Origin of the sequence: Methylobacterium mesophilicum SR1.6/6, assembly GCF_000364445.2 — a bacterium.
Lineage (GTDB): Bacteria > Pseudomonadota > Alphaproteobacteria > Rhizobiales > Beijerinckiaceae > Methylobacterium > Methylobacterium mesophilicum_A.
Genome location: NZ_CP043538.1, coordinates 1,125,668 through 1,140,364, shown reverse-complemented (window position 1 = coordinate 1,140,364; position 14,697 = coordinate 1,125,668). Strand labels below are relative to the sequence as shown.

The window sequence follows — 14,697 nt, the reverse complement described above, 5'->3', positions numbered from 1 at the left end:
CGCCGTCGTGAAGAAGAGGGTTCGAGGATGGCGTTGAATCCGTATACGGGTCTACCGGCCGAGCGATTCTGGCGCAAGGTCGTCACCAACGTGCCGCCTTTCGCGGTCAACCCGCATCCGAAGGACACCTTCGTGATCGCGCCGACCGACAAGGTCGCCACCGGCGGCTCCTGCTTCGCGCAGCGGGTGGCCGAGGCGGTGCGCGGCGCCGGGTTCAACTACTACCTGACCGAGCCGCCGACCCCGGGGATGAGCGCCGAGGAGGCGAATGCCCGCCAGTTCGGCACGTTCTCGGCGCGCTACGGCAATCTCTACTACACGCGCCAGTTCGTGCAGCTGTTCGACCGGGCCTACGGCACGTTCGAGCCTGAGCTGAAGGCGTGGCTGCGCGACGACGGCCGCTACGTCGATCCGTTCCGCCCGACCGTCGAGCCGGACGGCTTCGCCAGCGAGGCCGAGGTGGTGGCGGCCCGCGACGCGCACCTCGCCGAGGTGCGCCGCCTGTTCGAGACGCTCGACGTGTTCGTGCTGACCCTGGGTCTCACGGAAGGCTGGCGCTGGCGGGCCGATGGCGCGGCGCTGCCGCTCGCCCCCGGGGTCGCGGGCGGGACCTTCGACCCGGCGCTCTACGAGTGCGTGAATGCCGGGGCGGGCGAGGTGCTCGGCGACCTCAACGGCTTCCTCGACCGGCTCTGGAGCGTGAACCCGAAGGCGCGGGTGATCTTCACGGTCTCGCCGGTGCCGATGATCGCCACCTACATGGACCGGCACGTGATGGAGTCGAACAGCTACTCCAAGTCGGTGCTGCGTGTGGCGGCCGGCGAGGTGGTCGGCCGGGGGGACCCGCGGGCGGTCTACTTCCCCGCCTACGACATCGTCACGAGCAACGTGAATGCCGGGCGCTACTACAACGAGGACCAGCGCACCATCAACGACGCGGGCGTGCGCCACGTCATGCGGCTGTTCCTGGCGACCTTCGCGCGCGACCGGGTCAATGCGGCCCCGGTCCGCGCCCCCGTCGATCTCGCGGCGGAGTTCGAGGGCAATGCCGGCGTGATCTGCGACGAGGAGGAGATCGAGCGCAGCGTGGCGTAGCGGTCCAGAGTTTGCCTCCGGACGGGCGTTTCGGGCAAGCTCGGCCGCCCGGGCGCCCGCGCCCTTCCGGAGACAAATCCCTTGAGCCTGCCCCCGCCCCGCCGCGCCGACCACGACATCGATCCGGTCTTCGTGAAGCGGCACTCGCCCCGCGCCTTCACGGGCGAGGCCGTGCCCGAATCCGAGCTGATGCGGATGATCGAGGCGGCGCGCTGGTCGCCCTCCGCCTACAACTCGCAGCCCTGGCGCTTCCTCTACGCGCTCCGGGGCGACGCCCACTGGGACACGTTCTTCGGCCTGCTCGTGCCCGGCAACCAGAAATGGGTCTCCGGCACCGGGGCGATTCTGTTCCTGGTCTCCAACGGGATGATGAAGGTCGGCGACGAGCTGAAGCCGTCCTACAGCCACTCCTTCGACGCAGGCACCGCCTCCCTCGCCTTCCAGCTCCAGGCGATCCACCAGGGCTGGCATGCCCACGGCATGGTCGGCTTCGACCATGTCCGCGCGCCGGAAATCCTGCGCCTGCCCGAGAACCACCGGATCGAGGCCGCCTTCGCGGTCGGCCGCAAGATCCCGGAGGCGGACCTCACCGAGGAGCAGCGCCCGCGCGAGACGCCGAACGGCCGGCGGCCGATCGGTGACTTCACCATCGCGGGCCCGTTCCCCGCCGCCAGCTGAGGCGAAGCGGAACCGGCGCCTGCGACCGAGGATTGTGCTCGCATCGCAACGCCGTCGCGGCCGGGGATCATCGCCGACAGGCTGGTCCCCGGGCAGCGGGTCGCCGGTTCCGCGCGCATCCCGTCCGCCCTGCGACGTGTCCGGAGCCGACCCGATGGATCCGTCCGACAGGACCCCTGCATCCGCCGCCGTCCCGGACGAGGGCGGGTTCGACCATGCGTCAGGGCTGCGGAGCGTCGCCGAGCGTCACGGGGTCAGCCTGGACGCAGTACGCCACGTCGTGCAGGCGCTCGAGCGCGGGCACGGCACGATGGCACAGTTCGACCATCCCGACCTCGGCGGGATGGGCCAATGGTTCGCCGGCGGCATGGTGATGGTCGGCCGGATGTTCGACGACGGCCTGAAGGCCCGGGTCAAGGCCCTCTGCGACGAGCTGGCCGCGGCGCTCCCGAAGGCCGGCTTCTCGGAGGCGCCGCCGACGGCGCGGCGCGGCGGCGGCGAGTGGTGGCCGGCCGATCTCGGATCGCCGGCGAGCACCGGCGCGCAGAACGGGCTGCGCTACGCGTATTTCCCCGGGCGCCGGCGGCTCGCCGTCGAATCGGGCTCGGGCGTCGCCGTCTACGACACGGGCGAACACCACATCACGGGGGTCTCCCAGGCGAACGGCACGCTCGGCTTCACCGGCCCGGCGGGTGTCGTCGATCTCGACCGCCTGCACCGCATCGAGGCCGCGGCGGCGGCCCCACGGCAGGCCGACCCGGCGCAGGCGCGGCCCGCGCCCGTCGAGGCACCCGCGCCGATGCGGCCGTCCGGGGAGGACGTGCTGGCGACCATCGAGCGGCTCGCGGACCTGCACGCGCGGGGCGTGCTCACCGAACGGGAATTTTCCGACAAGAAGGCGGAGCTGCTGGCGCGGCTTTAGGGATCTCTTCGCCGAAGCGGACGCAATCCGCGCCACCGCGCCCCCCGCAGGGCGATCCCATCCATTCCCCTCATCCTGAGGTGCCGGAGCGCAGCGGGCCTCGAAGGAGAGCCCCAGGGATCGCGGTGGCTTCTGAAGGGCTCCTTCGACGCCTCCGCTGCGCTCCGGCACCTCAGGATGAGGGGGTGGGACAGCCGAGACGTCGGTAGTAGCTCCGGAGCCGCGGCTGAGATCCTACTCGTCCGGCCGCACCGCCTGCCCGCCCCGGTCGATCGGGAGGCTCGGACCCTTCAGCTCGGAATCGCTCGGCAGCGAGCGTACGTCCCAGCCGCCGCCGAGCGCCCGGATCAGCGTCACGGCCGCGGTGAAGCGGTTCAGCCGCACCTGAAGGGCGTTGATCTCGTTGGTCACCAGCAGGCCCTGCGCGGTCACCACGGTGGTGAAGTTCTGCGTGCCGGCCCGATACTCGTTGAGCGTGATCTCCACGGCCTTGCGCGACAGGTCGACGGCCTTGTCCTGCGCCCCCTGCTGCTGGCCGAGGATGCGGAGCGCCGCCATCTGGTTCTCGACCTCCGCGAAGGCGGCGAGCACCACCTGCCTGTAGCCGGCCACAGCGGAATCGTAGCCGGCTTCCGCCGAGCGCAGGGCGGCGGTGCGGGCGCCTCCGTCGAACAGGACCTCGCTGCCGGACGCCGCGACCGACCAGACCTGGTTCGCCGCCGACAGCAGCCCGTTGCGGGTCGCGCCCGAGATGCCGCCCTGGGCCGAGATCGTGACGGTGGGGAAGAAGGCCGCCACCGCCACGCCGATGCGCTCGCTCTGTGCCTGGAGGAGGCGCTCGGCCTGGGCGACGTCCGGCCGCCGCTCCAGCAGGTCGCTCGGGATCCCGACCGGCACGCCCGGCGGGTTCCGGGCGATGCCCGCGACCGGGATCGACACCTCGGAGGGCGGCCGGCCGATCAGGGTGGCGATGGCGTTCAGGTACTGCACCCGGGTCAGGCGCACCGCGATGGCCTGGGCCTCGATGGTCTGGACCTGGGTCTGCGCGGTGATCACGTCGGAGCGCGCCGCCACGCCGGCGGCGTACTGGTTCTCGGTGATCGCCAGGGTCTTCTTGAAGTTCTCGACGTTCTCGTCGAGCACCCTCTGGAGGGAATCGGCGTAGCGCACTGTCAGGTAGTCGGCTGCCACCTCCGCCTGGATGGTCAGGCGGGTGAGCGCGATCGTGGCGGCGTCGGACTGGGCCAGCGCCGCCTCGCTCTCGATGGTGCGGCGGGTACCGCCGAACAGGTCGAGTTCCCAGCTCGCCTGACCGATCAGCGAGACGTTGGTGCGCGTGGTGCTGCCGCTGCCGGTCCGGGTGATGCTCGGCGCGCCGATCACGGTCGGGTACAGGGCGGCCTGCGCGGAGGCGACGAGCGCCCGGGCCTGCCGGTAGTTGGCCACCGCCTGCCGGAGGGACTGGTTGTCCACGTCGACGAGGCGGATCAGCCGGTCGAGGGTCGGATCCCGGAAGACCCGCCACCAGTCGCCGCGCTCGACGGCATCGCTGGGCCGGGCCTCGCGCCAGCCCTTCCTCCGGGCGGCGACGTAGGCGGGGCTGTCCTCCCGGACGCCGCCCTGCTTGTAGGCGAGCGGAGTCTCCACGGAGGGCCGGGCATAATCGGGACCGACCACGCAGCCGGCGAGGAGGAGCGGCAGGCACAGGGCCGGCAGAACGGCGCGCGACACGCGCGTTCTCGCAGCCGCCGCTGTTTCACGTGAAACCGTAACCATCACTCTCCGGCCGGCATTGCCGCTTCTCCACCCCGTCCGGTGCGCCTGCGCCGGTCGAGCACCCTGTGCCGGAGGCGATCGAGGGTGAGGTAGACGACGGGGGTGGTGTAGAGGGTCAGGATCTGGCTCACAATCAACCCGCCGACGATGGCGATGCCCAGGGGACGGCGCAGCTCCGCGCCCTCGCCGTTGGCCAGGATCAGCGGCACGGCCCCCAGCATGGCCGCGAGCGTCGTCATCATGATCGGCCGGAAGCGCAGGAGACAGGCCTCGCGGATCGCGTCCACGGGATTCGCGCCCTGGGTTCGCTCGGCGTCGATGGCCACGTCGATCATCATGATCGCGTTCTTCTTCACGATGCCGATCAGGAGGAAGACCGCAATCAGCGCGATGATGGTGAAGTCGGTGCCGGTCACCAGCAGGGCCAGCACCGCGCCGACGCCCGCCGACGGCAGGGTCGAGAGGATCGTGAGCGGGTGCACGAAGCTCTCGTACAGGATGCCCAGCACCGCGTAGACCGCCAGGATCGCCGCCAGGATCAGCAGCGGCTGGCGCGAGGCCGAGGCCACGTAGTTTTTGGCCGCGCCCGCGTACTCGCCGTGGATCGTCGCCGGCAGGTGCAGGGAGGCCATGGCCCGGTCGATGGCGTCGGTGGCGTCCGACAGGCTCTTGCCCGGGGCGAGGTTGAACGAGATCGTGGTCGCCACGAACAGGCCCTGGTGGCTGACCTGCGTGGGCGCGTTGCCGGGCTCGATCCGCGCGAAGGCCGAGAGCGGGATCATCGTCTCCTTGGCGGCCGAGACCGGCGCGCTCGACGAGGCGCCGCCCTTCGAGGCCGCGATGGCGTTGGACGAGGCGTTGCGCGCCGAATCCGACGCGATGGCGGCGGCGTTCGAGGCGGTGTCGGCCGTGCTGGTGGACGCGGCGGCGGTCGCGGCCGCGGCGCCGCCGGGGCTGGCCGAGCTGCCCCCCACCGCGCCGGAGCCGGTGGCGGCCCCCGCGGCGGCAGCCGTCGACGCGCTCCCCGGGCTGCTGGTGCCGGTGGCCGCGTTGGTGTTGACGCTGCCCCCCGCCGCCACCGTGCCGGCCACCGCGTTGGTGGTCGCAGAGCCCGCCGCGTTGCCGCCCGAGGTCGAGACGTAGATCTGCTTCAGCGTCTCCGGCGACTCCAGGTAGCGCGGCGCGATCTCCATCACCACGTGGTACTGGTTCAGCGGGTTGTAGATCGTCGAGACCTGCCGCTGGCCGAAGGCGTCGTAGAGGGTGTTGTCGATCTTGTTCGGCGTGATGCCGTAGCGGAAGGCCGTGTTGCGGTCGATCACCACCCGGCTCTCGAGCCCACCCTCCTGCTGGTCGGAGGTCACGTCCGCGAAGGTCGGGTCCTTCTGGAGGGCCGCCACCAGCTTCGGGGCGGCGGCGAACAGCTCCTCGGGGGTGTCGCCCTGGAGGGTGTACTGGTACTGGGCGAAGCTCTGGCGGCCGCCCATCTGCAGGTCCTGCCGGGGGAAGACGTAGAGCCGCGCGCCGGCCACCTGGGCGAGCTTCGGCCGCAGCCGGGCCATCACGGCGGAGATCGGCGCCCGCTCGTTGAGGGGCTTCAGGCCGATGAACACGTTGGCCGAGTTGGTGCCGCGCCCGCCCGTGAAGCCGACCACACTCTCGATCGCCGGATCGGCGCCGACGATCGACGTCGCCTGCTTGAGCTTCTGCTCCATGGACTGGAACGAGATGCGCTGGTCGGCCTGGATGCCGCCCATCATCTGGCCGGTGTCCTGCTCGGGGAAGAAGCCCTTCGGGACGATGATGTAGAGGTAGACGTTCAGCCCGACCGTGGCGAGCAGGGTCAGGAGCACGAGGCGCGGATGGGCGAGCGCCACCTCGAGCGTCCGCGCATAGGCGCCGAGCAGCCGGGTGAAGCCGCCCTCCAGCATCCGGATCAGCCAGTTCGGCCGGCGGCCCGAGGGGGGGGCACCGTTGGTCCCATGCCCCTCGGCGCGCAGCAGCCGGGCGCACATCATCGGGGTGGTGGTGAGCGACAGGACCAGCGAGATCAGGATCGACAGCGACAGGGTCACCGAGAATTCCTGGAAGATGCGGCCGACGAGGCCGCCCATCAGCAGGATCGGCAGGAACACCGCGATGAGCGACAGGCTCATCGAGATCACCGTGAACCCGACCTCCCGCGCCCCGATCAGCGCCGCCTGGAGCCGGGGCTTGCCCTCCTCGATGTGGCGCTGGACGTTCTCCAGCACCACGATGGCGTCGTCGACCACGAAGCCGGTGCCGATGATCAGCGCGGTCAGCGACAGGATGTTGAGCGAGTAGCCGAGCAGGTACATCGCCGAGAAGGTGCCGATGATCGAGATCGGCACGGCCACCGCCGGGACCAGGGTGGCCCGCCAGGAGCGCAGGAAGGCGAAGACCACCAGGATGACGAGGCCGACCGCCACCAGCAGGGTCTCCTCGGTGGCCGAGAGCGAGGCGCGGATCGTGGCGCTGCGGTCACCGGTGAGCTTGATGTCGATGCCGCCGGGGAGCGCCGCGGTGATCTGCGGCAGGGCCTCCTTCACGGCCTTGATGGTCTCGACCACGTTGGCGCCGGGCTGCTTGTAGACGAACAGCAGCACGCCGGGCTTGCCGTTGACGATGCCGAGGTTGCGCTTGTCCTCGACCCCGTCGAGCACCTGCCCGACATCGGTGAGCTTCACCGCGGCGCCGTTGCGGTAGGCCACGATGATGTCGCGGTAATCGGCGGCCTTGCGGCCCTGGTCGTTGGCGTAGAGCTGGTAGCGGCGGTCGCCGGCGTCGATCTCGCCCTTGGGCGAGTTGGCGTTGGCGGAGGCGAGCGCCGCCCGGATGCCCTCGAGGCCGATCCCGTAGTTGAACAGGGCGGTGGGATCGAGCTCGACCCGCACCGCCGGCAGGGACGAGCCGCCGATATCGACGTTGCCGACGCCGGGCAGCTGGGAGAGCTTCTGCTGCACGACGGTGGCGGCGGAATCGTAGACCTGACCGCGGGTCAGGGTCTCCGAGGTCATGCCGAGGATGATGATCGGCGTGTCGGCGGGGTTGAACTTGCGGTAGGTCGGATTCTGCCGGAGCGCGGTCGGCAGGTCGGCGCGGGCCGCGTTGATGGCGGCCTGGACGTCGCGGGCGGCGCCGTCGATGTCGCGGTTGAGGCCGAACAGCAGCACGATCCGGGTCGAGCCCAGGGTGTTGGTGGACGTCATCTCGTTGACGTCCGCGATGGCGCCGAGCCGCCGCTCCAGGGGCGCCGCCACGGTGGTCGCCATGGTGTCGGGGGAGGCCCCGGCCATCTGGGCCTGGACGAGGATCACCGGGAAGTCGATCTGCGGCAGCGGCGCCACCGGCAGCTTCAGGAAGGCGAACAGCCCGGCGAGCAGCACGCCGATCGTGAGCAGCGTGGTCGCCACCGGCCGCCGGATGAACGGCTCGGAGATGTTCACGGCAGCGCCTCGCCGGGCGCGAGATCCGGTCCCCGCCGCCCGGAAATCCGCCGCTCCAGCCGGTCGAACGCCAGGTAGATCACCGGCGTGGTGAACAGCGTCAGCACCTGGCTGACGATCAGGCCGCCCGCGATGCAGATGCCGAGCGGCTGGCGCAGCTCGGAGCCGACGCCGGTGCCGAGGATCAGCGGCACCGCGGCGAAGAGCGCCGCCAGCGTCGTCATCAGGATCGGCCGGAATCGCAGCAGGCAGGCCTGGAAGATCGCCTCTCGGGGCTCCAGCCCGTCCTCGCGCTCCGCCTGGAGCGCGAAGTCGATCATCATGATTGCGTTCTTCTTCACGATGCCGATCAGCAGCACGATGCCGATCACCGCGATGATGTCGAGCGACAGCCCGAACAGCATCAGGCCGAGCAGCGCTCCGATCCCCGCCGACGGCAGGGTCGAGAGGATCGTGATCGGGTGGATGAAGCTCTCGTAGAGCACGCCCAGCACGATGTAGACCGTGACGATCGCCGCCAGCACGAGGAACAGCTCGTTGCCGAGCGCCGACTGGAAGGCGAAGACCGAGCCCTGCGGCACCACCCGGAACGAGGGCGGCAGGCCAATCTCGGCCTTGACCCTGTCGATCGCCTCGACCGCCTGGCCGAGTGCCGCGCCGGGCGCGAGGTTGAACGACACGGTGGTGGCCGGAAACTGGCCGAGATGCGAGATCAGGAGCGGCGCCCGCCGCTCGCTGATCCGCGCCACCGCGGAGAGGGGGACCTGCCCGTTCGCCGCCGTGGACGAGGGCAGGTAGATCGCGTCGAGGCTGCGGAGCGTCGTGTGCAGCTTCGGATCCGCCTCCAGGATCACCCGGTACTGGTTGGACTGGGTGAAGATCGTCGAGATGATCCGCTGCCCGAAGGCGTCGTAGAGGGCGTTGTCGATGGTGGCGGGGGTGATGCCGTAGCGGCCGGCGGTGGGCCGGTCGATCGTCACGTAGGCGGCGAGGCCCTGGCCCTGGTGGTCGCTCGCCACGTCCATCACCACGGGCGATTGCGCCAGCGCCTCGGTGAAGCGCGGCACCCAGGTCTCGAAATCGTCGATGTTCGGGCTCTCCAGGATCACCTGGTACTGGGTCGCCGAGACCGCGGTGTCGATGGTCAGGTCCTGGACCGGCTGCATGTAGAGCCGCATGCCGGGCTCGTTCGCGGCCGCCGCCGAGATCCGCCGGATGATCGCGCTGGCGGACGCCGAGCGCGCGTCCCGGGGCTTCAGGTTGATCAGCATCCGGCCGGAATTCAGCGTGACGTTCTGGCCGTCGACGCCGATGAAGGACGACAGGCTCGCCACGTCCGGGTCCTTCAGGACGATCTCGGCCATGCGCTGCTGGCGCTCGGCCATGGCGGCGTAGGAGACCGACTGGTCGGCCTGGGTGATGCCCTGGATCACGCCCGTGTCCTGCACGGGGAAGAAGCCCTTCGGGATCACCGCGAACAGGTAGATCGTGAGCGCGAGCGTGCCGAGCGCCACCAGCAGCGTCAGGCCCTGGTGGTTCAGGACGATCCGCAGGGAGCGGCCGTAGGATTCGATCGTGCCGTCGATGGCGCGCCGGCCGAGGCGGGAGAGCACGCCCTCCCGGCGTTGGGCCGCCTCCGGCACGTGCTTCAGGAGCCGGGCGCAGAGCATCGGCACCAGGGTCAGCGACACCACCGCCGAGATGATGATGGTCGCCGCCAGGGTGATGGCGAATTCGTGGAACAGCCGCCCGACCACGTCGCCCATGAACAGGAGCGGGATCAGCACGGCGATCAGCGAGACGGTCAGCGAGATGATCGTGAAGCCGATCTCGCGGGAGCCCTTGAGCGCCGCCTCCAGGGGGGAGATGCCGGCCTCCGAGTCGCTGCCCTCCACGTGCCGGGCGATGTTCTCGATCACCACGATGGCGTCGTCGACCACGAAGCCGGTGGCGATGGTGAGCGCCATCAGCGACAGGTTGTCGAGGGAGAAGCCGTACAGGTCCATCACCGAGAGGGCGCCGACCAGCGACAGGGGCACCGACAGGCTCGGGATCAGGGTCGCCGACAGGCTGCGCAGGAACAGGAAGATCACCAGCACGACGAGGGCGATGGCGAGGCCGAGCTCGAACTGCACGTCCTCCACGGAGGCGCGGATCGTGGTGGTCCGGTCGGTGAGCGGCGCCACCGCGACGGCGGCCGGCAGGCTCGCCTGGAGCTGCGGCAGCAGCGACTTGATCTTGTCGACGGTGGCGATGACGTTGGCGCCGGGCTGGCGCTGGATGTTGAGGATCACCGCCGGTGTCGCGTCGGCCCAGGCGCCGAGCTTGGTGTTCTCCGGCCCCTCGACCACGTCGGCCACCTCGGAGAGCATCACCGGGGCGCCGTTGCGGTAGGCGATGATCGCCGAATCGTAGGCCTTGGGGTCGCGGATCTGGTCGTTGGCGTTGATCGCGTAGGACTGCTTCGGCCCGTCGATCGTGCCCTTGGGCGTGTTGACGTTGAGGTTGGTGATGGTGGTGCGCAGGTCGTCGATGTTGAGCCCGTAGGCGGCGAGCGCCCGCGCGTTGAACCGCACCCGCACGGCCGGGCGCTGGCCGCCCGAGATGCTCACCAGCCCGACGCCCGCTACCTGGCTGATCTTCTGGGCGAGGCGCGACTCTGCGAGGTCGCGCACCTGGGTGAGCGGCAGGGTCTTCGAGGTCAGCGCCAGCGTCAGCACGGGCGCGTCGGCCGGGTTGACCTTGGCGTAGATCGGCGGCGCCGGCAGGTCGGAGGGGAGCAGATTGCCGGCGGCGTTGATCGCCGCCTGGACCTGCTGCTCGGCGATGTCCAGGGGCAGATCGAGGCTGAACTGAAGCGTGATGACCGAGGCGCCCGCCGAGGATTGCGAGGTCATCTGGTTGAGGTTGGCGAGCTGGCCGAACTGCCGCTCCAGGGGCGCGGTGACCGAGGAGGTCATCACCTCGGGGCTGGCGCCGGGATAGAAGGTCTGGACCTGGATCGTCGGGTAGTCGACCGCCGGCAGCGCCGAGACCGGCAGGTTCAGGTACGACACGCCGCCGACGATCAGAATCGCCAGCATCAGCAGCGTCGTGGCCACCGGGCGGAGGATGAAGAGGCGGGACGGGTTCATGACGCGCTCCCGTTCTCCCTCCCCCCTCTGCGGGGGAGGGTACCCTGCGCAGCAGGGGGGCAGAGGGGAGCGACGGCGCAGGAGAGGGCGCCGGCCTTCATGAAGGTCACGCTACATCCGGAGACGTCGCTCCCCTCTCCCGACCCATGCTGACGCAGGGGCCACTCTCCCCCGCAGAGGGGGGAGGGGGAGGGGAGCGCGAGTCCGGTTCTCACTGCGCCTGACGGCGCCGGTGCCGACGACCGCCCTCCGCTGCCCCTTGGGAATCTGCCGCGCCGGGCTGCACCTCGCCCTTGCCGTCCGGCTTCGCCTCAGCGGCCTTGCCGGCATCCGCCTGCGCGCCCTCGGTGATCCGCACCGGTGCGCCGTCCTTCAGCCGGTCGGTGCCGTCCGTGACGACCCGGTCGCCGGGGTTCAGCCCGGAGACCACCACCGTGTGGGTCCCGTCGGTCTCGCCGGTCTTGATCGGCCGGACCGTGACCTTGCTGTCCCCGTCCATCAGGTAGACGTAGGTGCCGGGCGTGCCCTGGAGCAGGCTGGAATTCGGCACCAGCGTCGCGCCCCGCACCGTGTCGACGGTGAGCTTGGCGTTGACGAACTGGTTCGGGAACAGCTCCTCGTCGGCATTGTCGAACAGGGCGCGCAGCTTCACCGTACCGGTGGTCGTGTCGATCTGGTTGTCGACCGTGTCGAGACGGCCGGTGGCGATCTCGTGGGCGTCGCCGCGGTCGTAGGCCCGCACCGTCAACTTCGTGCCCGCCCGGACCTGCCGCATCACCCGCGCGACGTCGTCCTCCGGCAGGGTGAACACCACCGAGATCGGGTGAAGCTGGGTCACCACCACGATCGCCGTGGAGGCGGCCGAGATGTAGTTGCCCTGGTCGACCTGACGCAGGCCGACCCGCCCGTCCACGGGCGAGACGATGTGCGTGTAGGCGATGTTGAGCTTCTGCTGGTCCACGAGCGCCTGGTCGGCCGCGACCGTGCCCTCGTTCTGCTTCACCAGCGCTCCTTGCGTGTCGACGTTCTGCTTCGAGATCGAATCCTGCCGGTTCAGCGTCTGGTAGCGCTGGAGGTCGAGCTTCGAGTTCTGCAAGAGTGCCTGGTCGCGGGCGAGCTGGCCCTGGTACTGGGCGAGCAGGGCCTCGTAGGGCCGGGAATCGATCCGGGCCAGCTCGTCGCCCGCCTTGACCATCTGGCCCTCGCGGAACTGCACCTGCGTGAGATAGCCGCTGATCTGCGACTTCACCGTCACGGTGGCGAGCGGCGTCACCGTGCCGAGGCCCTGCAGCACCACCGGCATGTCGCCGGTCGTGACCGACGCGATGCCCACCGCCTGCGGCATGTCGGCGCCGCCGTGCCGGCCGCCGCGGCCGCCGGTCCGGTGGGCCGTGGCGGGCTCCGCGCCCTTGTCGGTGCGCGCCTCGTACCAGCGGTGGCCGATCGCCCCGGCGCCCGCGAGCAGCACGAGGATGACCAGCCAGCGGATCGGCCGGAACCGCCGCCGCCGGACGTCGCGCACCGGCGCCTCGCCCGGCTGGTAGGCGCGGGCCGTGTCGGTCCGGATCGGTGAACTCTCGTTCATGCCTGACTAGAGCACAGGACGGTCACCTGCGCGACCGTCGGCACCCTATCCCTCGCTGTCCAAGCCCCCGGTCCGATCGCCGCGGCGCCGCACCCTGCTGCGCCCCGGAAACCCGCGTCGGCGCCGCCGTCCCTCCCGGGCCGACGATTCCGATCCCGCACGCGGGAGCATAAGCCCATAAAGCTGTCCGGCTCCCGAACGGCTCCTTACCGCGGCGACATGTTCGCTCTGCGCTGTCACCGAACGGGTCCGTCACTGGACACGGCGCATCGGTGCCTGCCCAATGCGCCGTCACTAGGGCGGCGACGTTTCACTCGTGTTGCTGAGGCCCGCCGGCCGGGTCCGGCGCCGCGTAGGCCCGCAGCACGGCGCGGAACGCGTCGTCCACCGGCGTGACCGCCACGGCGCGCCGCAGACCCACGCCGAGGCCGCCGATCAGCAGGGCCAGGAGCAGGCAGACGGGGAGTTCGCGTGGCATCGTCCGCATCGTCGCATCCGGGGCGGCGGCCCGGTGATCGGGGCAGCCCGCCCCGGACATGACGAAAGGGCCACCGGCCCGCAAGCCGATGGCCCTTCGAGAGGACCGGAGCGGCACCCCGCTGACGGGGCGAGGGGGCGAAGCCCCGTCGGCGAGAGCGCCGCTCCAGCCGTGCCATCAACCTACGATACGAGTGATGAATGTCAACATTCGTCAGTCGGTTGCTGCGATGCCGAAAGGAGGTCTGTGCGGAGGCACACATTCCGCTCCGCGGCGCGCCCGTGCTACAGGCCGGCCATGTCGCGATCTGTCCTATCGGGATCTGCCACTCCGAGATCCGTCCTGCCGCAGCCCTCCAGGCCCGGCGCCGCCCGCCGCGCCGCATGAACCCGGTCTTCGATGCCCTGCCGACGACGGTGTTCGAGACCATGTCGCGGCTGGCGCGGGTCCACGGCGCGATCAATCTCGGCCAGGGTTTCCCGGACGATCCCGGCCCGGAGGACGTGCGCGAGCGCGGCGCCCGGGCTCTGCGCGACGGCTGGAACCAGTATCCGCCGATGATGGGGCTGCCGGCCCTGCGGGAGGCGGTCGCCGCCCACTACGCCCTGCATCAGGGGCTCAGCGTCGATCCCGAGACCGAGGTGATGGTGACGTCCGGCGCCACCGAGGCGCTGGCCGGCGCGCTCCTGGCGCTGATCGAGCCCGGCGACGAGGTCGTGCTGTTCGCCCCCATGTATGACGCCTACCTGCCGCTGGTCCGCCGGGCGGGGGGCGTGCCGCGGGTCGTGGCCCTGAAGCCGCCGGCTTTCCGCCTGGACGAGGACGCGCTGGCGGAGGCGTTCGGGGACCGCACCCGGGTCGTGGTGCTGAACAATCCCCTCAACCCGAGCGCCACCCTGATGGCGCCGGACGACCTCGACCTGCTCGCCCGCTACTGCCGGCGTTTCGACGTGACCGCCCTCTGCGACGAGGTCTGGGAGCACGTGGTCTTCGACGGCGCCCGTCACCAGCCGCTGATGGCGCGGCCCGGGATGCGCGAGCGGACGGTGAAGATCGGCTCGGCGGGCAAGATCTTCTCGCTCACCGGCTGGAAGGTCGGCTTCGTGATGGCCGATGCCCGGCTGATGCGCGGCCTCGCCAAGGCGCACCAGTTCCTGACCTTCACCACGCCCCCGAACCTCCAGGAGGCCGTGGCCTACGGGCTGGGCAAGCCGGCCCCGTGGTTCGAGGCGATGCGGGCGGGCTACGCGCGGTCCCGCGACCGGCTGGCCGGGGGCCTGCGCGACCTCGGCTTCGCGGTGCTGCCGGCCCAGGCGACGTGGTTCCTCAACATCGACATCGCGGGTCTCGGCTACGCCGACGACGCGGCGTTCTGCGAGGCGCTCGTCACCCGGCACGGCGTCGCGGCGATCCCCGTGAGCGCCTTCTATCCGGACGCCGCGGTGCGCAACCTCGTCCGGCTCTGCTTCGCCAAGGCCGACGCCACCCTGGATGCGGCGCTCGACCGCATGGGCGGGCTCCCCGGGAGGCCGGCATGAGCGCGGCGGGCGCCGTCCTTGCGG

General features: G+C 70.8%; 9 protein-coding genes. 4 read left to right on the top strand and 5 right to left on the bottom strand.

Going from position 1 to position 14,697, the window contains the following annotated elements; all coding sequences use genetic code 11:
* Positions 1-27 precede the first annotated feature (27 nt).
* From MMSR116_RS05165 to MMSR116_RS05155, 3 genes are all read left to right on the top strand, one after another.
* Entirely contained in the window at positions 28-1,095 is a 1,068-nt protein-coding gene (locus MMSR116_RS05165) for a GSCFA domain-containing protein (protein ID WP_010685193.1), read from the top strand.
* An 81-nt stretch (positions 1,096-1,176) separates the two neighbouring features.
* Entirely contained in the window at positions 1,177-1,773 is a 597-nt protein-coding gene (locus MMSR116_RS05160) for a nitroreductase family protein (protein ID WP_010685192.1), read from the top strand.
* Between the two features lie 154 nt (positions 1,774-1,927).
* On the top strand, positions 1,928-2,695 hold the full coding sequence (locus MMSR116_RS05155) for an SHOCT domain-containing protein (protein ID WP_010685191.1): 768 nt from the start codon (positions 1,928-1,930) through the stop codon (positions 2,693-2,695).
* A 234-nt stretch (positions 2,696-2,929) separates the two neighbouring features.
* Here MMSR116_RS05155 and MMSR116_RS05150 read toward each other — a convergent pair whose 3' ends face one another.
* The 5 genes from MMSR116_RS05150 to MMSR116_RS31285 all read right to left on the bottom strand — a co-directional run bounded on the left by MMSR116_RS05150 (position 2,930) and on the right by MMSR116_RS31285 (position 13,135).
* The gene (locus MMSR116_RS05150; RefSeq protein WP_010685190.1) at positions 2,930-4,471 is read right to left on the bottom strand and encodes an efflux transporter outer membrane subunit; all 1,542 of its coding nucleotides are present in this window, start codon (positions 4,469-4,471) and stop codon (positions 2,930-2,932) included.
* Positions 4,471-7,938, bottom strand: coding sequence for an efflux RND transporter permease subunit (locus tag MMSR116_RS05145; protein WP_010685189.1), 3,468 nt, complete (start codon positions 7,936-7,938; stop codon positions 4,471-4,473). The genes MMSR116_RS05150 and MMSR116_RS05145 overlap by 1 nt, the downstream gene beginning before the upstream one ends.
* On the bottom strand, positions 7,935-11,072 hold the full coding sequence (locus tag MMSR116_RS05140; RefSeq protein ID WP_010685188.1) for an MdtB/MuxB family multidrug efflux RND transporter permease subunit: 3,138 nt from the start codon (positions 11,070-11,072) through the stop codon (positions 7,935-7,937). Before MMSR116_RS05140 ends, MMSR116_RS05145 begins: the two co-directional genes overlap by 4 nt.
* 211 nt (positions 11,073-11,283) lie before the next feature.
* Positions 11,284-12,657 (bottom strand): MdtA/MuxA family multidrug efflux RND transporter periplasmic adaptor subunit, encoded by a 1,374-nt coding sequence (locus MMSR116_RS05135; protein WP_010685187.1) that lies wholly within the window; start codon positions 12,655-12,657, stop codon positions 11,284-11,286.
* Between the two features lie 310 nt (positions 12,658-12,967).
* Positions 12,968-13,135: a hypothetical protein gene (locus tag MMSR116_RS31285; protein WP_191991988.1), complete on the bottom strand. Its 168-nt coding sequence runs from the start codon at positions 13,133-13,135 to the stop codon at positions 12,968-12,970.
* Between the two features lie 383 nt (positions 13,136-13,518).
* On the opposite strand from MMSR116_RS31285, the gene MMSR116_RS05130 reads away from it, so the two are divergent.
* On the top strand, positions 13,519-14,673 hold the full coding sequence (locus MMSR116_RS05130; RefSeq protein WP_010685185.1) for an aminotransferase: 1,155 nt from the start codon (positions 13,519-13,521) through the stop codon (positions 14,671-14,673).
* Positions 14,674-14,697 lie beyond the last annotated feature (24 nt).